The organism is Amylibacter sp. IMCC11727, from assembly GCF_029854195.1.
Classification (GTDB): Bacteria; Pseudomonadota; Alphaproteobacteria; order Rhodobacterales; family Rhodobacteraceae; genus Amylibacter.
In genome coordinates this window covers 235,609-259,399 of record NZ_CP122960.1, presented here as the reverse complement: position 1 = coordinate 259,399, position 23,791 = coordinate 235,609, and the positions used below count along the sequence as shown (strand labels likewise).

The following is a 23,791-nucleotide window of genomic DNA, read 5'->3' as shown; positions in this document are numbered from 1 at the left end:
TCCTCCTTATCACACAAGGATCAGGCACCATAGGAAAGGAGGTCTAACGCAAAAGCGACATCGGTTTTATCACTCGCTTGGTGCAACCAATTGCTGGCCTGCAACAACCTTGAACGGTGTTGGTGGTGTGGATTTGCTAACCCAGAAATAGCTTCCAAGGTATTCCATAACGAACCAACCTTCCCACTCGGCATCCCGTGCCCAGATGCTCTGGTATTCGTCACGCTCGGCATCAATGCGCCATTCGCCCCGTGCGGATCGGCTTCCTTCTTGGGCATAAATTGTTGTGCCATCGGCATCAAAAAATTGGCGGTAATTCGCACCTGCCCACACTCCAATGGCGGTGTTACCGGTCAGAAGCTGTGTGATTTCTTCGGCCGTCAGTTTCACGGATTGCGCCACTGCGCCCGTTGCTGCCGCACACAGCCCGATTGCTAGGGTTAACGCTCTGATCATGCTACATTACCATCGTTTACCAGAACCATCGCAACACGACGCACTGTTGCGCGCATGCGTTCCACATGTGGTCCTTCTAGTTTTAAATCATCAATCGCCTGATCCCACGTCCGCAACCACGTTTCCGCGTCTTCGGTTTTGATTGGCACATGCGCGTGAATCTCGCGCACATTCATATGGCGATGCTTTTCCATATAGTATTGCCGCCCGCCTAAGAAGCCTGACAAAAAGTCAAACTGCTCTTCACGCGTGTGCGCAAACCCATGCCCATCCATATGCAGGGCACGCAGATTAGCCGTGTCTGGCAAAGTCTCCACGAGATCATAAAAGTGCTCTACCAAAGTGCGTAGAGCTTCTTCTCCTCCGAGGTTTTCTAAGAAAGAAGGCGTCATGAACGTGGGCGTTCTTTCGTTGGGTCAAACGCTGCAAGATCTTTGCGAATCGTGGCTGGCAGACGTTTTTGGTGACCGTCCAGTTTACCAATTTCCAGTTCAGTGCCAGGCTCTGAATGGGCCAGATCAACCCGCGCCATTGCAATGTTTTTACCAAGCAGCGGGGACCGCATAGACGAGGTAACCTCGCCAACTTGCGCACGGCCCACATGGATACAATCGCCGTGTTCCACATCAACATTGCTGTCGATGTCCAGACCAACGAGTTTGTGCATTGGGTTTTCTTTGCGGCGGATCAGGGCATCGCGGCCAATGAAATCATCTGTTTTAGATTTCAACGGACAGGTAAATCCAATGCCTGCTTCAAACGGGTCTGTTTGATCGCTAAAGTCGTAACCTGCGAAAATAAGACCTGCTTCGATACGCACCATATCAAGCGCTTCGAGCCCCATAGGTTTGAGGTCAAATTCTTCGCCTGCTTCCCAAATTGCGTCGAAAATCTCGGCGCAATCTTTCGGGTGGCACATCACTTCATAACCCAGCTCACCTGTGTAGCCTGTACGTGACACAACAAATGGTGTGCCCATTTCGTTGTTCAAACGTGCAGGTGTGAAACGGAAACAACCGAGTTGATCGAACTCTGGATTGTGCGGCGCAGTCCATACGATTTTGCGCAGCAGGTCACGGCTTTTGGGGCCTTGAACCGCTACGTTGTGCAATTGATCTGTGGAAGAACGGATCAAAACCTTCAGGCCGAGCTTTTCTGCTTGTTCCCGCATCCATTCGCCGCCGTAATCGTTACCACCAATCCAACGGAAATTGTCTTTGCCCAAACGGAACACAGTGCCGTCGTCGATCATGCCGCCGTGTTCGTAACACATGGCGGTGTAAACCACGCCGCCAACGGCGAGCGTTTTCATGTTGCGGGTAAAGATGTACTGGCACAGGGCTTCTGCATCTGGGCCCGTCACTTCGAACTTTCGCAAGGGCGACAAATCCATCATAACCGCGCCTTGACGACAGGCGTGGTATTCCTCAATTGGGCCCGCTTCGGCAAAGCAGTTTGCCAACCAATAGCCGTTGTATTCGATGAAATTGCGTGTGTGCTGGGCGAATTTGTCGTGGAACCCTGTTTGTTTGGTCATTTTAGCTTCCGAATCTGGTGTGGGGCGGTACGCAACCGACCGTTGGAATGTTTCTGTGCCGCTGTAGGTGCGGACGTGGATGTCGGTTGGGTTCCAACCGTTAGCGGCTGTTGTGTCATCAGGACAAGCCGAAGATACGCAAACGATATCTGTCAGCGCGCGTAACAAAACGTAATCCCCTGGCATGGACCAAGGTTCATCCGCATACATCACGCCGTGATCATCAAGACCTGTGTTAAAGAAGAAGTTGATCGCCATCCAACCCGGACGGCCAGACACACCGTATTTATCAAGCGCGTGGTTAAAGTTATCAGAACAGTTGATGTGTCCTGGATACCCAATATCGTCATAATATTTTGCAGAACACGCCAAAGCAAACGCATCATGACGGCCGCAGGTATCTTGTACCACTTCGACCAGCGGTAGCATTTCCTGATCATAGTATTTCGCATGCAGACCTGGCATCGGATAGGCGTGGCCCATCAATGTTCGTGTCGTGGTCACATCCAAGGCATGTTCAATGCCCTTGTCCAATTTGCGCGCGCTGAAGCATTCGAAATCTGAACACTGGCGACCATCCACATCAATGATCTGGATATAGTCCCCAGCCTTTACGAAAAAGCTCTCGGCGGTTTGCGAATGCACGCGGATTTCTTGTGTTGGATTGGCCAATGGATCGGGCAACTCAAACCGCTGATGAGACCGCAATGTCGCGCGTTTCACCAAAACAGTCAGCGGCGTTGCTGTATTTTGCAGTTCAAAATCCATCGCAGGGGAGGGGGTTGCGATAATCACCACACCATCCCGTTGAACGGTCAGCTCTTGCTGGGCTTTTGGCCGTGTCTCGGAATCAAAAAATCGAACACAATCCGCATTTGCCAGATCAATCTTACGCGCATCCAAACCCATGCGCATCCCGCGCAAGGATTGATCATCACTGGTCAATAATGCACGCAAGCCATCAGCGGTAGCATTGGCGCTTTGGCCTACGATACCGCAATCCACTTTGCCTTTGTCGTCTGACGCCACAACTTCACAAACCTGACCACCTTCATCATTGGTGATCGTGATATGGTCGCCCGCGGACACAGGGATTAGGATCGCACCTGCCCCTTCAACCACATACCGCTCTGTGCCTTGGGGCAACGAAAACTGTTGGGGCATGATTATCTTGCTCGGCTTTGGTGGGCCGGGCTGGACCTTTGGATAGAGATCGTCGAGCATGTCAGCGTCCTTAAGGTGATCCGATCGTTTGCATGTTGCATGAGCGGAATAAATATTTAACCCTAAGAATATCAAATTGCGTTCGCAAAGCAAGTGAGTCGCGTAAATTCGGGTTTTTATTCCCGTATCGACGGGAAGGTTTAAAATGCTGTCACTTTTGCTCGGTACGATTGCCGCATTAGCATGGGGCATTCACGATATTTGCGTCCGTCAGGTTTCTCAAAAAGGGGGCATTTTGCCGTCTTTGGCCACCGTTTTGCTGTCAGGTTGCATTATATTGCTACCAATTTCCGCAGGCATGGGAGATTGGACAGCCATGACAAGCACTGGGGTCAAATACAGCCTCCTTGGCGGTGGGATCTACTTGCTGGGATGTATTGGCCTGTACAAAGCCTTCGCAATCGGTCCCGTTCGATTGGTTGCACCGATCATTGGCGCTTATCCAATTCTGTCGATCACATGGGCTGGCCTTTCAGGCCAAGTCGTACCGTGGGATCAATGGATCGCGGTTGGCACGGTAGTCCTTGGGGTCGCGTTGGTTGGATACTTGTCGCAAGCTGATGATACCGAAAATTCAACTAAGGCAGCGGTTGGTTGGGCATTGCTCGGCGGCATTGGCTTCGCGCTGGCGTTTGCAGTTGGGCACATCGCAACAAAAGCAGGCGATGAATTGCCGATTATTTTGGTAACACGCGTGGCTGCGACCGTTGGCGTTCTTATCCTTTTATTCGCCCAGAAAGGGCCAAAACTGCCTGACCGCGCCGCATTGCCTTTTTTGGCTGCCATGGCGCTTTTGGATACAACAGCGCACAGCATTGTCATTGGTTCTGGCAACCTCAATCGCCCAGAATTTGCGGCGGTTGCAGCGTCAATGTTTGGCATGATTACCGTCATTCTGGCTTGGGCGTTTCTTAAAGAACGCATGTCCATGGGGCAATGGTTTGGCGTGGCAGTAGCATTTGGCTCCGTTGGATATCTCGCTTGGTAACGGGACTCAGATTGGTTAATTCCAACTATTTTTGACCCAAAACAGATCTTTCCACCTTCAGCATAAAATTCGACTGCTTTGCATTGAAAACTTGGAGCAGATTGCGTATCTGAAGGTGAATTACCGCTCAATAAATTCAATCAGAGCATTCAATCGCCAAATTGTGGCCACACATATGCGGCATGTAGCGAATAGTCAGTGACAGGGGAATACCATGACCACTCCAACCGATCCACTTTATAACAGCCAACAGTTCTTGACCGTGATGGGCGATTTAGAAACCATCTGGGACGAATTTACCGGTGTTGGCGTAAATGTCGGCGTTTACGACGATGGCTTTGAGTACACCCACGAAGATCTTTCTGGCAACTACGACAGCTCGTTGCATTTCCAATACAACGGCGTGACGTATGACCCGATCCCAACAGGCACAAACGACCGTCACGGCACAGCCGTAGCAGGCATCATCGGTGCTGAAGGCGAAAACGGTGTCGGTGGTGTTGGCGTCGCTTGGGGCGTGACCATGACAGGTGTACGATTCTTGGGTGGTTTGCCAACAGTTGACTAACAAATTGCATCCCTACAGTGGGCGCAAAACTTTGATGTGATGAACAACAGCTGGGGTCGCACCCCGCTCTATGGCAGCTATCAGAACCTGATGAACACTGGATCATCTGTGTACAACGAAGTGTTCAACGGCATGGAAGTTGCCATTGAAAACGGCCGCGGCGGCTTAGGCACAGTCATCATGCAGGCAGCGGGCAACGATACGCGCGATGCGAACGCAGACGGCATTAACGCCGTTCGCTATACAACTTCGATTGCAGCAACTGAACTGGACGGAACGGTAGCGGACTATTCCAACTTCGGTCAATCAATCCTGCTGTCTGGTCCTGCCTTCAACTACACAACCGACCTTGAGGGCAGCGATGGCTACTCTTCTGGCGACTATGTTGATGGATTCAACGGTACATCTGCCGCAACTCCAGCCGTTGCTGGCGTTGTAGCTTTGATGCTTGAAGCAAACGGCGATCTTGGCTGGCGTGATGTTCAAAACATTTTGGCGATTTCCGCATCTCATACAGGCAGTGCCTATGGGGATGCCCCATCAGGTTTTGAACAGGGTGCGTGGTATTCGAACGGCGCGACCAACTGGAACGGCGGCGGTATGACGTTCAACATCAGCTACGGTTTTGGCATGGTAGATGCCTTTGCAGCAGTTCGTATGGCCGAAGCATGGCTCACAATGAACGGTGACGCACAGACTTCGGCAAACGAAGTTGAAGAGAGTTTCTCTGTTACCGACAACCAAACCATTTCCGACTTTAACACGATCACATCCACATTATCCGTAAGCGCAACATTGCGTGCAGAAGATTTGACAGTCTGGATCGACTTCACACACACCTATGTTGGCGATCTCACCATCACCTTGATTGGTCCAAACGGCGAAAGCCTCGTACTCTCTGAACGACAAGGTGGCGGCGCGAACATTACAACGGGTTGGGCCTTTGGTGTTACTTCCTTGCTCGGAACAGACTCTGTTTCTGGCACATGGACACTGTCCATCCAAGACAGCGCAGGTGGTGACACTGGTTTCCTGAATTCTTGGGGGTTGGATTTTTATGGCAGCACAGCCAACACCAACACAATCCACCACATCACCGACGACTTTTTCACATTGTCCCGCACGACGGGTCAAACAGGGCGTCAGGTTATTGCCGACACCAACGGTGGTAACGATGACTGGATCAACATGTCTGCAATCGCAGGCAGCATCTTCCTTGACTTGGATCACACAGGCACAAACCACTTGCGTGTTGACGGTATAAACTGGGCCACATTGGCTAGCGGCACCGTCATCGAAAACGCCTATGGTGGGGACGGGGATGACCAAATTCGCGGCAACAGCGCGAATAACGAAATCCACGGCGCGCGTGGCAATGATGATCTGCGCGGTTACGCTGGCAATGACCTTTTGATCGGTGGTGTTGGCGACGACACCCTGCGCGGCCAAGGTGGTGCAGACACGCTTGAGGGTAATGCTGGTGATGACCGTCTGGAAGGCGGCGACGGCAAGGACGTGTTGAAAGGCCACAACGGCGAAGACCGCTTGTTCGGCGGTTCAAACGACGACCGTCTGCTGGGCGGCAACAACGAAGACTTGCTGAAAGGCGGCGATGGCAAAGACATCCTTGAGGGTGGCAAAGGCAGCGACGTCCTAGAAGGCGGTAACGGCAAAGATACGCTCGAAGGCAACGGCGGCCATGACTTGCTCGAAGGCAATAACGGCGATGACCTGTTGAAAGGCCACGATGGCAACGATGTTCTCAAGGGCCACAACAGCGATGACACTTTGTTTGGCGGCAATGGCGGTGACAAGTTGTTGGGGGGCAACGGTAACGACCGTTTGTATGGTGGCAAAGGCAACGATACGTTGACGGGTGGCGACCATGCGGACCGTTTCTACTTTAGCAACAACGATGACCAAGACACGATCACTGACTTTGTGAACAACTCTGACACCATCTATTTCAACGATAACCTTTGGACGGGTACACGGTCCGTGCAGGATGTTATCGATGATTTCGGTTCCATCAATGGCGGCAATGCCGAATTTGATTTTGGAGACGGCGATATCCTGATTATCGAAGGCGTTACGAATTTGGGTCAGTTGACAAACGACATCGAAATCTTCTGATTTTTTCTACACTCACAAAAAACCCCGCCATTTCACTGGCGGGGTGTTTTTTATGCGCAATGATCAAACCTAGTATTTGTTCATCGTCAGCAGTTCATATTCTGCCACCAATTCATCATCCTGATTTGTCAGTGTCACATGCCAGCGCACTTCGCCATATTCATCGGTGCGGCGTGTTTTCTTTTTGACGGTTAAGCGCACTTTGATGCTGTCACCGGCCGCAACGGGTTTCATAAATTGCAGATTGTTCAACCCTGTGTTCGCCAGCACTGGCCCCTCGTTCGGTTCAACGAACAAGCCCGCTGCAAAGGACAACAGAAGATAGCCATGAGCCACGCGACCTGGGAAAAACGGGTTACGTGCAGCAGCTTCATCATCCATGTGGCCATAGAACGTATCCCCCGTGAACTCTGCAAAATGCTCGATATCTTCCATCGTAACAATGCGGGGTTCTGTGTGGATGGTCTCCCCAATCTCCACTTCATTAAACGTGCGTGTGAACGGATGAGCAGGGCCTTTCTTTTCCTCGGCGCCCGCAACCCATTGGCCGCCGATAGCTGTCAAAATATCAGGGCTGCCTTGAATCGCTGTGCGCTGCATGTAGTGCATGACCCCGCGCACGCCGCCCATTTCTTCACCGCCGCCCGCACGGCCAGGTCCACCATGCACCATATGAGGCAAGGGCGACCCGTGGCCCGTGCTTTCGTTCATACTGTCGCGGTTGTTGAAATACAGACGGCCATGATACGCGCCCGCACCCATTGCAACGGAACGCGCCACATCCGCATCATGCGTAATGACCGATGCAACCAAACTGCCCTCACCTTTATTAACAAGCGAAATGGCGTGGTCCAGATCACGATACCCCATGATAGTGGACACGGGACCAAATGCTTCGGTGTCATGAACCCGAACAGCGGTATCGGGATTGGCGCAATGAAACACCATCGGCGGCACAAATGCGCCGGCCTGACCATCTGCACCTGACACGTCAAACGCATCTGGATCGCCGTAAACGCGTTCCGCCTCGTCTGCGATGATCGCCGCTTTTTCCAGCACATCGCGTTTTTGAGCATTGGACACCAAGGCCCCCATGCGCGTGTCTTTGGCCGAAGGATCGCCAATAACCGTTTTGTCGAGCCGCGCAGACAATGCCGCAATAACGGCGTCCACTTGTCCTTCGGGCGCGATGATACGGCGGATGGCTGTACATTTCTGACCCGCTTTTGTGGTCATCTCCCGTTGGACCTCTTTCACGAACAGATCAAACTCTGGCGTTCCAGCTACCGCATCTGGGCCAAGGATGGATGCGTTCAAACTGTCTTGCTCCGCCACAAAACGGATCGAGTTTTTTAAGATATGTGGCGCTGATCGCAGTTTAAACGCTGTGTCTGCAGAACCCGTGAAACTTACCACGTCTTGGTGACCCAATTGATCCAACATGTCACCGAGACCACCTGACACCAGCTGCAACGCACCATCGGGTAGGATGCCACTTTCGACCATGATCTTTACTGCCAGTTCGGTCACATAGCAGGTGGCGGTTGCGGGCTTTACGATTGCGGGAACACCTGCCAGCAATGTGGGCGCCAGCTTTTCCAACATGCCCCAAACAGGGAAATTGAACGCGTTGATATGCACCGCAACACCCTGCAAAGGCGTGCAAATATGCTGCCCCAGAAACGTGCCATTTCGGCTCAGTTGCTCCACATCACCATCAACATAAATCTGTCCATCTGGCATTTCGCGCCGCCCTTTGGACGCGAAAACAAACATCGTGCCGATACCACCATCAATGTCGATCAGGTGGTCTGATTGCGTGGCCCCAGTTGCAAAAGACAGATCGTAAAGCGCCTGTTTATGCTCACCTAAATGAAGCGCCAGTGCTTTGATCATGCGTGCCCGATCATGAAACCCCAGCGCCCGCAGCGCAGGCCCGCCCTTGGTACGAGCATAATCCAGCATCTCTGCAACATCGAGCGCTGAGCCAGCTCGCGCCATCACATCCCCTGTGACCGCATTTTCAATAGACCGTGCAGAACTATCAGGTGAAACCCACCGCCCCGCGGCAAAGCTGTGTACATCGAGAAGTCCCATAGCAGCGTCCTTTGTCATTTATTTGGTATCAGGAATTAATTGACCAACCGGTCGGTTTATGCAAGAAAATTGTGAAACGATTGGGGAGAGTCATATGAGCGAAACCATCTTATCCAACCGTCACGGCGACATGGTAGAGATCACGCTGAACCGCCCTGACAGGTTGAACAGTTTTAACGACGAAATGCATCTGGCCCTGCGTGCCGCATTGAATGCCGCAGTGGAATCAGGGGCGCGGGCCGTTTTGCTGACAGGGGCTGGACGCGGGTTTTGTGCGGGACAAGATTTGGGCGACCGAGACCCATCCAAAATGGATGGACCGCCTGACTTGGGTAAAACACTCACCAATTTTTACAATCCACTGGTGCGCCAGATTAAGGCTATGGACATGCCCATTGTCTGTGCCGTGAACGGTGTGGCCGCTGGTGCGGGGGCCAATATCGCGCTGGCCTGTGATATCGTCATCGCAGCAGAAAGTGCAAAATTCATCCAATCGTTTGCCAAGGTTGGGTTGATCCCCGATGGCGGTGGCACATGGAGCCTCACACGGTTGTTGGGCGAAGCACGAGCCAAAGCATTGGCGCTTACAGCAGAACCCTTGCCAGCTTCAACCGCCGCCGAATGGGGGCTGATTTGGAAAGCCGTACCAGACGCAGACCTGATGGAAACCGCGCGCACCTTGGCCACGCAGCTGGCCGCTGGGCCAACCATCGGTCTAGGCAAAACCAAACAAGCAATCCAAGCGGCCTCAACCAATTCGCTTGATGCGCAACTCGACCTAGAAGCAGAATACCAACGGTTCTGCGGCGCAACCCCCGATTATGCCGAAGGCGTTTCTTCCTTTTTGGAAAAAAGAGCCCCCAACTTCTCTGGTAAAAAGAGCACGTAAGGACAGTATCATGAAAGATCTTGGCGCAAAGAAATCCGAGCTAGAACCCATCGAAATCGCGTCCCGCGACGAGATTGAAGCCCTTCAACTGAAGCGGCTGAAATGGTCATTGAACCATGCCTATACCAACGTACCAATGTACAAAAAGCGGTTCGACGAAGCTGGGGTTCATCCTGATGATGTTCAAAACCTGAAAGACCTCGCAAAATTTCCTTTCACTGTGAAAGACGATTTGCGCGACAATTATCCCTTTGGCTTGTTCGCCGTCCCGCGCGAAGACATCATCCGCATTCACGCTTCGTCTGGCACAACGGGAAAATCCACCGTTGTGGGATACACCAAAAACGACTGTGATCTGTTTGCCAATATGGTTGCTCGGTCTTTGCGCGCCTCTGGTGTTCGGCCAGGTGAAATGGTTCACAACGCCTATGGCTATGGCTTGTTTACGGGGGGACTGGGCGCCCATGTGGGTATTGAACGGCTGGGGGCTTGTGTTGTGCCTATGGGTGGCGGTCAAACTGCCAAACAGGTGCAGTTAATCAATGATTTCAAGCCACAAGCGATCACAGTTACACCGTCATATATTCTAAATTTGCTTGAAGAGTTTCAAAACCAAGGCATCGACCCAAGAGACACGTCGCTGCAAGTTGGTATCTTTGGCGCGGAACCTTGGACAAACGCGATGCGTTCCGAAGTGGAACAGGCCTTCGATATGCACGCTGTCGATATTTACGGCCTGTCCGAAATTATGGGTCCAGGTGTTGCCAACGAATGTGTTGAAACCAAAGACGGCCTGCATATTTGGGAAGATTTCTTTTACCCAGAAATCATCAACCCCACGACGGGTGAACTGGTGGAAGATGGCGAACAAGGAGAGTTGGTGTTTACCACACTGACCAAAGAAGGCATCCCGATGATCCGTTATCGCACCCGCGACTTGACGCGATTGCTACCTGGCACCGCACGGTCCATGCGGCGGATGGAAAAGATCACAGGTCGATCCGATGACATGATCATTTTACGAGGTGTGAATGTGTTCCCAACCCAGATCGAAGAACAACTGATGACCGTCGACGGGCTCGCGCCGCATTTCCAAATTGAACTGTATCGCGAAGGCCGCATGGATGCGATGCGTGTCAACGTGGAAGCAGATCCAAACGCCTCTGACGCGGACAGCCGCGCCGCAGCAGGCGAAACGTTGCGCAATCGAATCAAAACCAATGTAGGTGTCACAACGATTGTAAACGTTTCAGAGCCAGGGGGCGTTCCACGCAGCCAAGGCAAAGCCGTTCGCGTTTTAGACAACCGCACAGGCGAACGCTAGGTGGCACGCCCTGTTGCCAAAGACTACGGAACAAAGCGGCGATTGATCCTTGATCGCGCCGCCCAATTGTTCGCGGACGAAGGATTTGATCGCACATCCGTCAGCCGCGTGGCGCTGGCCTGTGAAATTTCAAAGGCCAATGTATACCACTATTACGGCAGCAAAGATGAAATACTGTTTGATATTCTCGATGCGTATTTGTCAGGATTGCGGGACGGTATTTTCGCACTGCAAACCACGCTAACGCATGTGACTGCACAAGATCGGTTTTCTGCAACAATCACCAAAATCCTGCTCGATTATCAGGGCATGGATCACGAACATCGATTGCAGACCACGGTGCTGAACCATTTACCACCAGATCAGCAAAAAATCCTGCTCGGCTATCAACGAGAGTTGGTTCACTTAATGAGCCGTCTTATTCGCGATGTCGAACCCGTTGTTTTTGAAAACGATCCCGCCAAATTACGCGCAACCACTATGTCAGTGTTTGGCATGCTCAATTGGTTTTACATGTGGAAGCCAGATGCAACTGGCAAAGATCGGCGCGACTATGCCGCGCACATCAGCCGATTGTGCTCTGGCGGATTTGCTGGGCTTTAATGGCCTGCTTCGTCGTAATCCCAGACCACTTTGTCTGTAACGGCATAGGATTGGCACGACAAAACAAAGCCTGCCTCGGCTTCGTAGTCTTCCAACGCATGATTTGTCAGCATTTCAACTTCGCCCTCTAACACCTTGCATTTACAGGTGGAGCAAACGCCCGCCTTACAGGCGTATGGGGCTTCAACCTCGTTTTCAAGCGCGGCCTCCAACAGGCTCATATCTTTAGACATGTCAAAACTGCGGGATTCTCCGCCAAGCGTCACTTTCCCAGCCACAGCCTTTACCGCCGCTGCTCCGGCCGCCTTAGCTTTTTGTTTCGCACGTCCTGGCTGGCCACTGGCAAAGAGTTCAAATTTGATCTGTTCTTTGCTTAATCCATGGTCTGACAGCGCTTGGGAAATTGCCAACATCATAGGTTCTGGCCCGCAGATATAGGCCGTGTCGATGTCATCAATGTTGATCCAGTGTTTGAACAGCAGGGCACATTTTTCACCGTCTACGCGACCCGTGAACAGATCAATGTCTTGCGCATCCTGTTCCAGAATATGCACCACGTTGATCCGCCCCATAAACCGATTTTTCATATCTTCGATTTCGGATCGGAACATGATCGTATTCACAGCACGATTTGCGTAAACTAGGGTAAAACGTGATCGCGGCTCCCGTTGCATCACAGTGCGCAAAATTGACAGAACAGGCGTAATCCCAGAACCACCCGCAAACGCGAGATAATGTTTCTCCGCCGCCGCATTAAGCTCGGTTCCAAAATTGCCCATTGGCGGCATGGCTTCTAACACATCGCCAATTTTCAAATCCTCGTTGGCCCAAGTTGAAAACGCGCCACCGTCCACTTTTTTGATTCCAACCTGCAACACGCCATCATCTTTGCCAGCGCAAATCGAATAAGACCGCCGCAGCTCTTCTCCGTCAAAATCACGACGAAATGTCAGATACTGGCCTTGCGTAAAATCAAACGCATCAGGTGTGTCTGGCGTGAGCGTCAAAACGACCGCATCACGGATGGTTTTGTGAATATCGGTAACTTTCAAAGAATGAAACTGCGCCATAATTTGATCCTTAGATACATTTGAAATAGTCGAAAGGTTCTAGGCAATCGGTACACCGCCATTGTGCCTTGCACGGGGTGGACCCAAATTGGCTGATCCGTTCGACAGCCGTTGATTTACATTGCGGACAGCGTTCTGGCCCGCCCGCCGCACGAGGTGGAGCAATGCCATAATCTTCTAGCTTTGCACGGCCTTTGTCGGACAACCAATCCGTCGTCCAAGGGGGCGATATTTGGGTTTTGATCCGCACCGACTTCACGCCACGATCCATCAAAGCGGTTTCAATATCCATCGCAATAACGCTTGTTGCTGGACAGCCCGAATAGGTGGGGGTGACTGCAATTTCGAGCGTGTCGTCATCCCAACTCACCGCCCGCACAATACCCAAATCCACCACAGAAATCACCGGAATTTCCGGATCAGGAACGGCATCAAGCCAACCCCAAATCTGGTCCACATTAGCCCGTGTCATATCACCACCGCGCGTCAGGATAAGCCCGCTGTAGATACTGCATCGTGGCCAACATATGGCCCAAATGCTCTGAATGGCGCACACCGTTTTTACCCCCTTTATGGGCAAAATCACTGTCTGGTACAGTTAACATTGCACTGCTGAGCGTTGGCAAAACTATTGCATCCCATTCTTTGCGCAACGCCGCCAAATCAGGTGCAATGCCCATATCAGCCATGGCGCTGTCCACATCATCCATTACGAACATTTCACCAGCAAACGGCCACAAGGTAGTCAGCGCTTTTTGCATCCGTGCATTGCTTTCTTCTGTACCGTCGCCCAGCGCAATCACCGTTTCACGTGACCGCTCCAGATGATATTCTGCTTCTTTCACCGTTTTTGCAGCAATCTCTGCAATCCGCGGATAGGAAGATTTTGTCAGTGCCGTCAGGTTCAGCACATTGAAGGCGTCAAACAAAAACTGTCGCATCAGGGTTTTGCCAAAATCCCCGTTAGTTTGTTCCACCAGCAACAGATTGCGAAAATCCCAAACATCACGGCGAAACGCCAATGCGTCTGCGTCACGGCCCTTGCCTTCTACCTCGGCAGCGTAACCAAGCCACATCTGCGTTTGCCCAATCAGATCCAATCCGATGTTGGCCAATGCGATGTCTTCTTCAATCGCTGGGGCCATGCCACACCATTCAGATACACGGTGGCCTAGAACCAACGCGTTGTCCCCTTGGCGTAGCAGGTATTCAAATAACGGATCGGTCATTACATCGCGCCTACGTCATCTGGAATGTCAAAAAAGGTGGGGTGACGATACACTTTGGAATTGGAAGGTTCGTACATCGGGCCCTTTTGATCGGGCGATGATGCCGTTATGTTTTTGGCTTCTACAACCCAGATGGACACCCCTTCGTTGCGCCGTGTGTAAACATCGCGCGCATTCAAGATTGCCATTTCCTCATCCGCAGCATGCAGGCTGCCTACGTGGCGATGGCTCATGCCATGTTGGCCGCGAATGAACACTTCCCATAGGGGCCATTCTTTCTTTGTGTCGCTCATTGGGCTGCCTCTTTCTGTGCTTTGCGTTTGGCCGCATGGGCCATCAAACCGTCACGCACCCATGCGCCATCATCCCATGCCTTTTGCCGTGCTTCGATGCGTTCAGCGTTACACGGACCATTGCCGCGCAGCACATCAAAGAACTCGTCCCAATCAGGCTCGGCGAAATCGTAACCGCCCTTTTCTTCGTTCCATTTCAGGGTTTCATCCGGAATGGTCAGACCGAGGTATTCTGCCTGAGGCACGGTCAAATCTACGAATTTTTGACGCAACTCATCGTTGGTGTTCATCTTGATTTTCCAAGACATAGATTGCACCGAATGCGTGCTGTCCTTATCGCTCGGACCGAACATCATCAGCGCAGGAAACCACATGCGGTTCAATGCATCTTGGGCCATCTTTTTCTGCTCATCTGTGCCGTTACACATGGTCATCATGATGTCGTACCCTTGGCGCTGGTGGAAACTTTCTTCCTTACAAATCCGCACCATGGCCCGAGCATAGGGGCCAAAGGATGTGCGCTGCAAAGGCACTTGGTTCATGATCGCTGCGCCATCAACCAACCAACCAACAGCGCCCATGTCGGCCCATGTCAGTGTGGGATAGTTAAAGATCGACGAATACTTCATCCGCCCATCAAGCAACATTTCAGTCATTTCATCACGGGACACGCCTAGCGTTTCGGCAGCACAATAAAGATATAAACCATGGCCTGCTTCGTCTTGTACTTTGGCCAGCAGAATCGCCTTACGTTCCAGCGTAGGTGCGCGTGTGATCCAATTGCCTTCGGGCAGCTGCCCCACAATTTCAGAATGCGCGTGTTGGCCGATCTGGCGGATCAAGGTTTTGCGATACCCAACAGGCATCCATTCCTTGGGTTCGATCTTTTCCCCTGCATCAATGCGCGCCTGAAATGCCGCGAGCTTTTCTGGATCGTCCTGCGTCGCTTCGGACTTAATCATCTGTGCATACATCTGGTCTCTCCTCTAAACGCGTTCGATAATCATGGCAGCACCTTGGCCCACACCCACACACATTGTGCAGAGCCCATAACGCCCGCCTGTTCGTTTCAAATGATAAGCCGCTGCCATCACAAGACGAGACCCCGACATGCCAAGCGGGTGGCCAATCGCAATCGCACCCCCGTTTGGGTTCACGTGTTGCGCATCATCTGGAATGCCCAGCGCCCGCAGCGTGGCGAGCCCTTGGCTGGCAAACGCTTCGTTCAGTTCAATCACATCCATTTGGTCGATGGTCAGGCCTGCCAGATCCAGCACCTTTCGCGTGGCTGGTACAGGGCCAATGCCCATAATACGCGGCTCCACACCCGCTGTCGCCATCGCAACGACACGAGCAATCGGCTCATGATTCTGCGCCAGTGCTTCGTTACACAACAACAACGCCCCCGCACCGTCGTTTACGCCTGACGCATTGCCTGCTGTTACGGATAAATCAGGGCCATTCACGCCCTTCAGACCACCCAGTTTTTCGGCAGTCACACCAGGACGCGGATGTTCGTCTGTGTCAAAAATAATGTCATCGCCTTTGCGCTGTGGAATTGTGACGGGAATAATCTCATCCGCAAAATGCCCCGCCTTATGCGCGGCATCCCAACGGGCCTGTGAGCGCGCGGCAAAAGCATCTTGGTCTTCGCGGCTGATATCAAAATCTTCGGCCACATTATCCGCTGTTTGTGGCATGGAATCGATGCCAAAGCGATCCTTCATCTTTTTGTTCACAAACCGCCAGCCGATGGTTGTGTCATAAACCGCATTTGAACGGGTAAAGGCTGATGTGGCTTTTGGCATGACAAACGGCGCACGGCTCATGCTTTCGACACCGCCAGCGATGGAATAGCGGTAATCCCCAGCCTTGATGCCCCGAGACGCCATGCCAACACTATCCATACCCGATGCGCACAAACGGTTGATGGTCGTACCTGGAACTTCGATCGGTAGGCCTGCAAGCAAGGTCGCCATCCGCGCTACGTTGCGATTGTCTTCGCCAGCCTGGTTCGCATCGCCAAGGATCACATCATCCACCTGCCCCCAGTCCACAGATGAATTGCGTTCCATCAGCGCCGCAATAGGCAAAGCCGCAAGGTCATCTGTCCGAACCGAAGACAGGGATCCGCCATATCGGCCAATCGGCGTTCTAACTGCATCAATGATAAAGGCGTTCATCTGCGATTCCTGTGATTTCGTGCGACCCTGACTATATTTATCAAGCATGGGCACTTCTGTAAAACATAATGTTACACAAAATAGATTTTTTTTTGTTTTATGTAACGTATTGTTTAAACCACATTGCGTCTCAGGTCTTTAATCCAGCCCTATTTACCCCTATGTTTACTCCTGCGGTATATGAACAAGTAAAGTGAGCGCAGGAATGGCAAACCATCTTCACCAAGGTGATCTTCCCGATGATTTGGACCTTGGTCCGATTGTTGCGATTGATAGCGAGACAATGGGACTCATCCCGCACCGTGATCGTCTGTGTGTGATCCAGCTGTCCTCTGGCGATGGCAATGCGCATCTCGTGCAAATCGCCAAGGATCAAACATCTGCGCCCAATCTGTGTAAAATGCTCGCCAACCCTGAACAGCTAAAACTGTTTCACTTTGGCCGCTTTGACATTGCAGTAATGGAAAATCGCTTTGGTGTTCGCACATCACCCGTGTATTGCACAAAAATCGCGTCCAAACTTGTGCGCACCTATACGGACCGTCATGGATTAAAGAACCTAACGCAAGAATTGATCGGCGTTGATATTTCCAAACAGCAGCAAAGCTCTGATTGGGGTGCAACAACCTTGACCCAAGCGCAAATTGACTATGCCGCGTCAGATGTTTTGTACCTGCACCGCCTAAAAGGGGAATTGGACATTCGGTTGGCCCGCGAAGGCCGCACCGAGATGGCACAGGCGTGTTTCGATTTCCTACCCCATCGCGCGGCCCTCGATCTTATGGGCTGGCCTGACACCGACATTTTCGCGCATTAACCCGTGAAAAACCAAGAACCCATAGTTGGCGTTTCAAAACGCGATGGATATTCACGTATGGTGCGTGTGTTGAAATGGGCGTTCCCGATTGTGGGTATCGTTTTGATTGGCAGTATTTTCCTGCTGTCCAATGCAAACAAACTGTCCGAAATTTCTGAATTCATTGAAGATGGTCCTCTGGCAGAGCTCGCCATTGGTCAACGGATAACAAACCCCAATTTTTCTGGCGTCACCAAATCGGGCGATGCGTTTACGATCAACGCAGATTGGGCACTGCCTGACGGGGCCAGACCAACGAAAATTGACCTCAGCAAACCGCGCACCACGATCAATTTTCAGGATGGGCGAACCATGCGCACCGTGGCTGGTCTTGGCGCATTAAACATTCGCACCAACGAAGCCATTTTGTCCGATGGGGTGAGCCTGCGCACCACAGATGGCTACACCGCCACAAGCACAAGCGTCGCTATTAACTTTAAAACAGGCAACCTTTACAGCGAAGGACCCGTCATTGCGAATGGGCCGCTTGGCTCTATCGAAGCGGGCGCAATGACGCTGACACAGGACCTTGATCAAAATCCAACAGGCAACGCCGTTCTTATGTTTAACAAAGGCGTTAAATTGATATACAACCCTGCGAAGGGTTAACTTTGGGGGCCGATATGCGCCATCACATTTTGCACGTCTTTACGGTTTTGGCCGTGTTATTGGCTGGTCCAGTTTTGGCCCAAGGTACTGGCATCGCGCTAAGCCCTGTGGAGATTGACGGCTCTCAACCTGTTGAAGTGACTGCAGACAACCTGACAGTTGAGCAGGATTCAAATACCGCCACATTCGAAGGCAACGCCCGCGTTGTACAAGGGGAGCTGATCCTCGCCGCGAACAAGATCAAAGTGCAGTACAACGCAGAACAAAGCGCCATTGAAACGGTCACGGCCACATCAAATGTGATGTTCACCAACGGAACCGAAGTGGCCGAAGCCCAAAACGGGGTCTACAAAGTTGGGTCAGGCACCGTTGACCTTACAGGCGATGTGGTTTTGGTGCAGGGCGTAAACGCCATTTCAGGTGATAAACTCAGCCTTGATCTAAAAACAAATCGCGGCACCATGAGCGGCAACGTCAAAACTGTGTTTGTTCCGAAAACTGATCCATGACCAAAGCCGAAATCGACGCAGCGCCCACAGGCTTGTCCGTTGTTGGGCTTAGTAAATCGTTCAAAAAACGCAAAGTGCTGTCCGATGTGTCCATGCGTTTGAACCGTGGCGAAGTCGTCGCGCTGCTCGGCCCCAATGGCGCCGGTAAAACCACCAGCTTTTATTCAATCGCGGGTCTGATCGCCGCGGACACAGGCAACGTATCCATTGATGGGCGGGATGTGACCGACCTGCCAATGTATCGCCGCGCTCGTCTCGGACTGGGGTATCTGCCGCAAGAGGCCAGCATTTTCCGCGGAATGACCGTTCAACAAAATATCGCTTCTGTGGTTGAATTGTGGGAATCAAATCGCGCCGATCGACACAACCGCACCGAACAATTGATGGAAGAGTTCTCGGTCTCGCACCTGCGTGACAGCCCCGCCGTCGCTTTGTCAGGGGGGGAGCGACGCCGCGTAGAAATCGCACGCTGTTTGGCAGGCAATCCGAATTATGTGCTGCTCGATGAACCCTTTGCTGGGGTTGATCCGATCGCTGTTGGCGATATCCGCACATTGGTTGCGCAGCTCAAGAATCGTGATATCGGCGTTCTGATCACAGATCACAACGTGCGTGAAACACTCGAAATTATTGACCGTGCCTATATCCTTTATGGGGGCAGCGTTCTGATGTCTGGCCCCCCAGAAGATGTCGTGAAAAACAAGGACGTTCGTCGCGTTTACCTAGGCGAAGAGTTCCGCGTTTAGAGCTGGATCACGCGTTTTCGATAAAGATTTTATCGCTAAAAAGTTGCAACATCAGCCGTGGCGCACTATCGTTAAGGTATGATCACTCCTTCATTATTGACGTGTTTCAATCAGAACCGCCGCTTTGCAGCAGTCTGATGGTTACGTGCTGTGCATCTGCACAGGGGCCGATCTATGGATGAATACCATCCGGCAGAGCCATGCTCTGAAACTCTTGAAAGGAGCCTAAATGCGTTACCAAATCAGCGGAAAACAACTCGATATCGGCGAATCTTTGCAACAGCATGTGCAACAAGAACTAAATGACGTTGTTGCCAAATATGCAGAACGACCGACCGAGGCCAATGTCACGTTTTCCAAAGATAGGCACGAATACGTCTGCGAATCATCTGTGCATTTATCCACAGGATTAACAGTAAATGCCAAAGCGCACGCTGGTGAAATCTACGCTTCTCTAGATGCATGTCGAGAAAAGATGGAAAAACAATTACGTAGGTATAAGCGCCGTTTGAAAGATCACCACACGCATCGTTCAACACCGGTTGAAACCTTCGGCGCTCCATCGTATATCCTCGCTCAAGAAGACGCAGGCGAAGATGCGAGCGAACCTGAAACGTTGCAGCCCATCATTGTCGCGGAAACACAGACCAAGATTAAATCCTTGTCCGTCGGGGAAGCTGTCATGCAAATGGAGTTAGCCGACGAGAACGTTTTGGTATTTCAGAACGAAGGGCAGAAAAGGGTGAACGTGGTCTACAAAAGAGCCGATGGTAACATCGGATGGATAGACCCGGTGTAATCCGGTGAACAAAGCTGGAATAAAAAATGGAAATGGCCGAAATTTTGGACCAAAACGCAGTTCGGTTTGCTGTGGGTGCGTCCAGTAAGAAACGTCTTTTGCAAGATATCTCTGAACACGCAGAGTCCACTTATGGGCTCAAATCAGATGAGATCTTTTCAGCTTTGCAAGCACGCGAAAACCTTGGCACCACGGGCGTTGGCCGTGGTGTCGCCATTCCACATGCACGGTTTGAATCTTTGGACTCAATCGTCGGTCTGTTTTATCGGCTCGAAAAACCTGTGAATTTCGACAGCATGGATCGCCAACCTGTGGACCTAATCTTCACATTGCTCGCACCTGCAAACGATAGCCCAGAGCATTTGAAAGCATTGGCGATGGTGTCCCGTACACTGCGCAATGAAGAAAACTGCAAAACGCTGCGGGCCAACAATGACCCTGCGACTTTGTTTTCTATTTTGACAGAACTGACAACGTCAAAGGCTGCTTAAAGCCGTTTGCGAAAACGGGGATCATCTGCGTTTCGCTAACCCCAGCTGTCAAAGCCGTACTTGACATAGTCGCGGCCATAAACGTCGCGACTGATCGCATCCATTTCTGGATCATAGATATCTGACAACGTGAAACATTGATCCGTTTTTTCAGGCGCAAGCGGCACATGCCCAAGCCCCATACTGGACTCGATCCGCTGCAAATCTTCGGCCAGATTTTCAAACCGCACGATTGTATCGGGAAACGCCAATCTGCAATATCCCTGCAAAATGGAATTTTGGGACGCCCAAGATTGATCAACACGCGCACGGGTTTGCCCCTGAAGGTTACCCTTCAAAAACTGCAGGAATCCCAAGAATGCTTTCTGGTGTTCTTTTACCCCGTAACCAGAATTTTCCAGAACCGTACGGTTTGGCTTTTCTGTCATTCCCTTACTGGGCAATTCCATTCCGTATGTGTTTTCCAAGGTCGTTCTAATCCAAGGAAACAAATCATCACCTGACGTAAAGATATGTTTGTAAAATGCGTTGTAGGCCCGGTCCAACGGATGACGCAGAACGGTGAAAGATGTGCGAACGGGATGATCCGACAGCCATTCGTTCAACTGCTTTTGATTCATACCTTTGCTCAGGCCGCCATTTTCTTGATGTGCTTTCATCCACGTTACAACTGGATCACAATCACCCTTGTGCATAGCCATGAACAACAGCGGCGGGTTGGACGCAGCCACAAAGTTCTTGGACCCTGGATTGCGAACTTGTTCCGTCGTCGGGATCAGATCAGAGCCGAGCAAATCCAACATGCGAACTTGTTCTGTCATCTCATCAAAATTCTCAACCTTGTCACGCAGGCCTTCTGGATTTTGACGAATAATCTTATCCCCCAGCTGCTTCAGTTTTTCTTCGCTGCCCAAAAACTGCGCCAAACCGTTGTACACTTCCAAATCGTTCAACTCATCAAACGCCAGCGGAAATGCGGTTTGGCCGGTTTTTTGCAGCGTTGTTTTGATTTCGGACAAATAGTTTTCAAGCCGTGTCAGATAGGCTTTGAACTCTAAGAAATCAAAATGAACCTTTGCCTTTTTGCGTTTGCTCACATCCGTCAGTTTCCACTGATCCGTGGCTTTTGCGATGGCGTGCGACACAAAACTATCCAGTGGATTGCGCGTCAAAATTATCTTTGCACATTCTGGATCGTTCAAACAATGCTGCAAAATACGCGGATCATGATCGGAAAACAGACGAAACCCAGGCAACGTGTCTTTTTCTTTGGAAATCATCCGATTAAGCAATTTTTGCGGCTTGATCTCGCGTTCTTGCATGGTGACGCCAAAGGCCTCATCACGATTCAGAAAACCGATAAAATGCGGGTTAAACAATTCCCCATGGCTGGAAAAGGAGTCGAACAATTGGATATTTTGCTCAAACAGGTTTGACCCGGTCCGCATGTTGCCCAGCAGGACAAAATATTTGAAAAATTGCGCCATCTATTTCACCACATACGGCTTTTCAAAAACCGTGTCCTGTTTTTTGTTGTCTTTCGGGCGAACCAGCGGTTCATAGTCGATATTCAGCCCGTGATTGCGCAATTTCTTGGCAAAATTATCCAAACCATCGGTGTTAAACCGTTCAGGCATCACGTTCAGGTTTCCTTGATGGTTCTTCGGCATATGTTCAATCGCCGCACGTAGGCTGCGGGATGGGTGTGCCAGAACATCTTCTAAATCCATCACCGTCAAATCTGCTTTGGACGTATCTTTATCAAACTCCGCCAAAAAACGTCGCTCCAATCTTTGCAATCGTTTGGCATTCGACAGTTGGTTTTCAAACGATGCGGAAGAATGCAGCAAGCCAAGCATCCATGAATGCCGCACCAAAATAACCTTTGCCATCTCATCGTGGGCCAGCGTTCCAACAATCCGAGGGGAATCCCGAAAATCATACATCAGGTTTTGATGCTGATCCTGACCACCCCACAAAAGGTTGGCCAAATACCCCTTGGGATTGCGGTTTCTTACTTTTGGTTCAGCCGGCAGGTTGCCATAAAAATGTGTCTCAGGATCAAAATCCCCTACATTTGTGCGCGCAAAAATGCTCCCATAAGATATTCCGTCCGTATGCGCATCCACCCAATCGGAAAACGCGCGATAAATGGGTTTGAACCCAACAAACACCGTGAATGGGGACACCGAAACACCCGTCCGCTCGGCCCGATCGTAAGGGTATCGTCCTTGATGGAATCGACCAAGGCCCCCTTCACATCGCATTACATCCGCCGCTTCGAATTTTTCGTCAAAGGCTTTTGGATCGGCCCCAGACATCGGCTGGTTTGCCCGATTTTCATCAAGCAAAGACGAATAGAGCTTATCCGCTCCTCCCCAAATTTTTCGCGCCCAAAAGCAATCCGATTGCGTCAGTTCCTTTAAATGGTCGTCGTAAAACACGAACGGTTTTCCCAGATAATCAAATTTTGAAAACGTCAGCGAACGCGATTCAATGGACGAAGAATGCAGCCGCGCCAAGGTCTGAAAATAGCTTTCATCAGGGATCCACGACCAACTGAAATAAGCATCATAATAAGGGCGCTTTGGGTCATTGATGATGGTCCGCAAGGTTTTCGCCGTTAACGTCCACCACTGCGAACCGATATGTGGCACAAGCGGTTCGGGGATTTTTCGCTTAATCCGCGCCCAGCGCTGTACATCCACAAGCGCGTCAAACAAACGCCGCTGTTTGCGCCATGAAAACGGAAAATAGAACGTAAACCGCTCTTCGTTCAAACCGTCCTTGACCCAATAGTTATTCTCAACAGAAACAGACTCGATGTAGTCTGTCCCAGCATTGCGTTTCAGAAAACGCTTCATCTGGCGCACAGGACGGATCGGCAAACACGACCCGCTGATCAGCGATACATGACTGATATCATCAAACGTATTAAGGAGCTTTTCAGAAGCATCCAATGTGGCCCGCACCAAAGAAAACTCACCCCATTCACAGGCTGTTCGTTTGGAAAGCACAACATTATCAAAGGATTGTACGGAACTTTTGAACGCGTCAAACTCCACATTCGAAACTTTCTTGTCGATGTGAACTCCAACCACGCAGTCTTCTTTTGACAAATGCGCAATCAGCTCTGCGACACGGTGCAGGTCGGTATGTGCTAGTATGACAAACCCCAATCGCATCG

The 23,791-nt window shown here is 51.2% G+C and carries 23 protein-coding genes and 1 pseudogene; 12 read left to right on the top strand and 12 right to left on the bottom strand.

All coding sequences use genetic code 11. The features are described from left to right. Positions 1 to 69: 69 nt before the first annotated feature. From QBD29_RS01380 to QBD29_RS01370, 3 genes are read right to left on the bottom strand one after another with little or no spacing between them, the layout of a single operon-like run. Positions 70 to 456 carry a hypothetical protein gene (locus QBD29_RS01380; RefSeq protein ID WP_280099551.1) on the bottom strand — a complete coding sequence of 129 codons (387 nt, stop codon included), beginning with the start codon at positions 454 to 456 and terminating at the stop codon, positions 70 to 72. Further along, positions 453 to 848: a group II truncated hemoglobin gene (locus tag QBD29_RS01375; protein WP_280099550.1), complete on the bottom strand. Its 396-nt coding sequence runs from the start codon at positions 846 to 848 to the stop codon at positions 453 to 455. Before QBD29_RS01375 ends, QBD29_RS01380 begins: the two co-directional genes overlap by 4 nt. Then, positions 845 to 3,217, bottom strand: a complete 2,373-nt coding sequence (locus QBD29_RS01370) for an aminomethyltransferase family protein (RefSeq protein WP_280099549.1) — start codon at positions 3,215 to 3,217, stop codon at positions 845 to 847. Before QBD29_RS01370 ends, QBD29_RS01375 begins: the two co-directional genes overlap by 4 nt. Before the next feature lie 145 nt (positions 3,218 to 3,362). Between QBD29_RS01370 and QBD29_RS01365 the strand changes: the two genes are divergently transcribed. The 3 genes and pseudogenes from QBD29_RS01365 to QBD29_RS01355 all read left to right on the top strand — a co-directional run bounded on the left by QBD29_RS01365 (position 3,363) and on the right by QBD29_RS01355 (position 6,906). Continuing rightward, positions 3,363 to 4,205 (top strand): DMT family transporter, encoded by an 843-nt coding sequence (locus tag QBD29_RS01365; protein ID WP_280099548.1) that lies wholly within the window; start codon positions 3,363 to 3,365, stop codon positions 4,203 to 4,205. 214 nt (positions 4,206 to 4,419) lie between these two features. Next, positions 4,420 to 5,289 (top strand): annotated as a pseudogene (locus QBD29_RS01360) (S8 family serine peptidase); the annotation flags it as partial. 84 nt (positions 5,290 to 5,373) lie between these two features. Further along, on the top strand, positions 5,374 to 6,906 hold the full coding sequence (locus QBD29_RS01355) for a proprotein convertase P-domain-containing protein (RefSeq protein WP_347936483.1): 1,533 nt from the start codon (positions 5,374 to 5,376) through the stop codon (positions 6,904 to 6,906). Positions 6,907 to 6,975: 69 nt separating this feature from the next. On the opposite strand, the gene paaZ is transcribed toward QBD29_RS01355, so the two are convergent. After that, the gene (paaZ, locus tag QBD29_RS01350; protein ID WP_280099547.1) at positions 6,976 to 9,003 is read right to left on the bottom strand and encodes a phenylacetic acid degradation bifunctional protein PaaZ; all 2,028 of its coding nucleotides are present in this window, start codon (positions 9,001 to 9,003) and stop codon (positions 6,976 to 6,978) included. Between the two features lie 94 nt (positions 9,004 to 9,097). Between paaZ and paaG the strand changes: the two genes are divergently transcribed. The 3 genes from paaG to QBD29_RS01335 are packed head-to-tail and all read left to right on the top strand — an operon-like array spanning position 9,098 to position 11,819. Beyond that, entirely contained in the window at positions 9,098 to 9,892 is a 795-nt protein-coding gene (paaG, locus tag QBD29_RS01345; RefSeq protein WP_280099546.1) for a 2-(1,2-epoxy-1,2-dihydrophenyl)acetyl-CoA isomerase PaaG, read from the top strand. Between the two features lie 10 nt (positions 9,893 to 9,902). Next, entirely contained in the window at positions 9,903 to 11,216 is a 1,314-nt protein-coding gene (gene paaK, locus QBD29_RS01340) for a phenylacetate--CoA ligase PaaK (protein WP_280099545.1), read from the top strand. Further along, a complete protein-coding gene (locus QBD29_RS01335) occupies positions 11,217 to 11,819 on the top strand; it encodes a TetR/AcrR family transcriptional regulator (RefSeq protein ID WP_280099544.1) in 603 nt (200 codons plus the stop codon). On the opposite strand, the gene QBD29_RS01330 is transcribed toward QBD29_RS01335, so the two are convergent. From QBD29_RS01330 to pcaF, 6 genes are read right to left on the bottom strand one after another with little or no spacing between them, the layout of a single operon-like run. After that, entirely contained in the window at positions 11,816 to 12,889 is a 1,074-nt protein-coding gene (locus tag QBD29_RS01330; RefSeq protein WP_280099543.1) for a 2Fe-2S iron-sulfur cluster-binding protein, read from the bottom strand. The two genes, QBD29_RS01335 and QBD29_RS01330, sit on opposite strands and share 4 nt — an antisense overlap. 10 nt (positions 12,890 to 12,899) lie before the next feature. Further along, the gene (paaD, locus tag QBD29_RS01325; RefSeq protein WP_280099542.1) at positions 12,900 to 13,361 is read right to left on the bottom strand and encodes a 1,2-phenylacetyl-CoA epoxidase subunit PaaD; all 462 of its coding nucleotides are present in this window, start codon (positions 13,359 to 13,361) and stop codon (positions 12,900 to 12,902) included. Between the two features lies 1 nt (position 13,362). Beyond that, on the bottom strand, positions 13,363 to 14,118 hold the full coding sequence (gene paaC, locus QBD29_RS01320; protein WP_280099541.1) for a 1,2-phenylacetyl-CoA epoxidase subunit PaaC: 756 nt from the start codon (positions 14,116 to 14,118) through the stop codon (positions 13,363 to 13,365). Next, positions 14,118 to 14,411, bottom strand: a complete 294-nt coding sequence (gene paaB, locus QBD29_RS01315; protein WP_280099540.1) for a 1,2-phenylacetyl-CoA epoxidase subunit PaaB — start codon at positions 14,409 to 14,411, stop codon at positions 14,118 to 14,120. The genes paaC and paaB overlap by 1 nt, the downstream gene beginning before the upstream one ends. Further along, the gene (paaA, locus tag QBD29_RS01310; protein ID WP_280099539.1) at positions 14,408 to 15,385 is read right to left on the bottom strand and encodes a 1,2-phenylacetyl-CoA epoxidase subunit PaaA; all 978 of its coding nucleotides are present in this window, start codon (positions 15,383 to 15,385) and stop codon (positions 14,408 to 14,410) included. Before paaA ends, paaB begins: the two co-directional genes overlap by 4 nt. 12 nt (positions 15,386 to 15,397) lie before the next feature. Beyond that, the gene (pcaF, locus tag QBD29_RS01305) at positions 15,398 to 16,594 is read right to left on the bottom strand and encodes a 3-oxoadipyl-CoA thiolase (protein WP_280099538.1); all 1,197 of its coding nucleotides are present in this window, start codon (positions 16,592 to 16,594) and stop codon (positions 15,398 to 15,400) included. A gap of 205 nt (positions 16,595 to 16,799) precedes the next feature. On the opposite strand from pcaF, the gene QBD29_RS01300 reads away from it, so the two are divergent. The 6 genes from QBD29_RS01300 to QBD29_RS01275 all read left to right on the top strand — a co-directional run bounded on the left by QBD29_RS01300 (position 16,800) and on the right by QBD29_RS01275 (position 20,604). Continuing rightward, on the top strand, positions 16,800 to 17,411 hold the full coding sequence (locus tag QBD29_RS01300; RefSeq protein WP_280099537.1) for a ribonuclease H-like domain-containing protein: 612 nt from the start codon (positions 16,800 to 16,802) through the stop codon (positions 17,409 to 17,411). A 3-nt stretch (positions 17,412 to 17,414) separates the two neighbouring features. After that, positions 17,415 to 18,059: an LPS export ABC transporter periplasmic protein LptC gene (lptC, locus tag QBD29_RS01295; protein ID WP_280099536.1), complete on the top strand. Its 645-nt coding sequence runs from the start codon at positions 17,415 to 17,417 to the stop codon at positions 18,057 to 18,059. Positions 18,060 to 18,073: 14 nt separating this feature from the next. Beyond that, a complete protein-coding gene (gene lptA, locus QBD29_RS01290; RefSeq protein ID WP_280099535.1) occupies positions 18,074 to 18,568 on the top strand; it encodes a lipopolysaccharide transport periplasmic protein LptA in 495 nt (164 codons plus the stop codon). Continuing rightward, positions 18,565 to 19,314, top strand: coding sequence for an LPS export ABC transporter ATP-binding protein (lptB, locus tag QBD29_RS01285; RefSeq protein ID WP_280099534.1), 750 nt, complete (start codon positions 18,565 to 18,567; stop codon positions 19,312 to 19,314). Before lptA ends, lptB begins: the two co-directional genes overlap by 4 nt. Before the next feature lie 229 nt (positions 19,315 to 19,543). After that, the gene (gene raiA / locus QBD29_RS01280; protein ID WP_280099533.1) at positions 19,544 to 20,113 is read left to right on the top strand and encodes a ribosome-associated translation inhibitor RaiA; all 570 of its coding nucleotides are present in this window, start codon (positions 19,544 to 19,546) and stop codon (positions 20,111 to 20,113) included. A gap of 26 nt (positions 20,114 to 20,139) precedes the next feature. Next, positions 20,140 to 20,604, top strand: coding sequence for a PTS sugar transporter subunit IIA (locus QBD29_RS01275; RefSeq protein WP_280099532.1), 465 nt, complete (start codon positions 20,140 to 20,142; stop codon positions 20,602 to 20,604). A 35-nt stretch (positions 20,605 to 20,639) separates the two neighbouring features. Here the strand turns inward: QBD29_RS01275 and QBD29_RS01270 are convergent, their stop codons facing one another. Beyond that, a complete protein-coding gene (locus QBD29_RS01270; RefSeq protein ID WP_280099531.1) occupies positions 20,640 to 22,091 on the bottom strand; it encodes a sulfotransferase family 2 domain-containing protein in 1,452 nt (483 codons plus the stop codon). After that, positions 22,092 to 23,789, bottom strand: a complete 1,698-nt coding sequence (locus QBD29_RS01265) for a beta-1,6-N-acetylglucosaminyltransferase (protein WP_280099530.1) — start codon at positions 23,787 to 23,789, stop codon at positions 22,092 to 22,094. Positions 23,790 to 23,791: the final 2 nt, after the last annotated feature.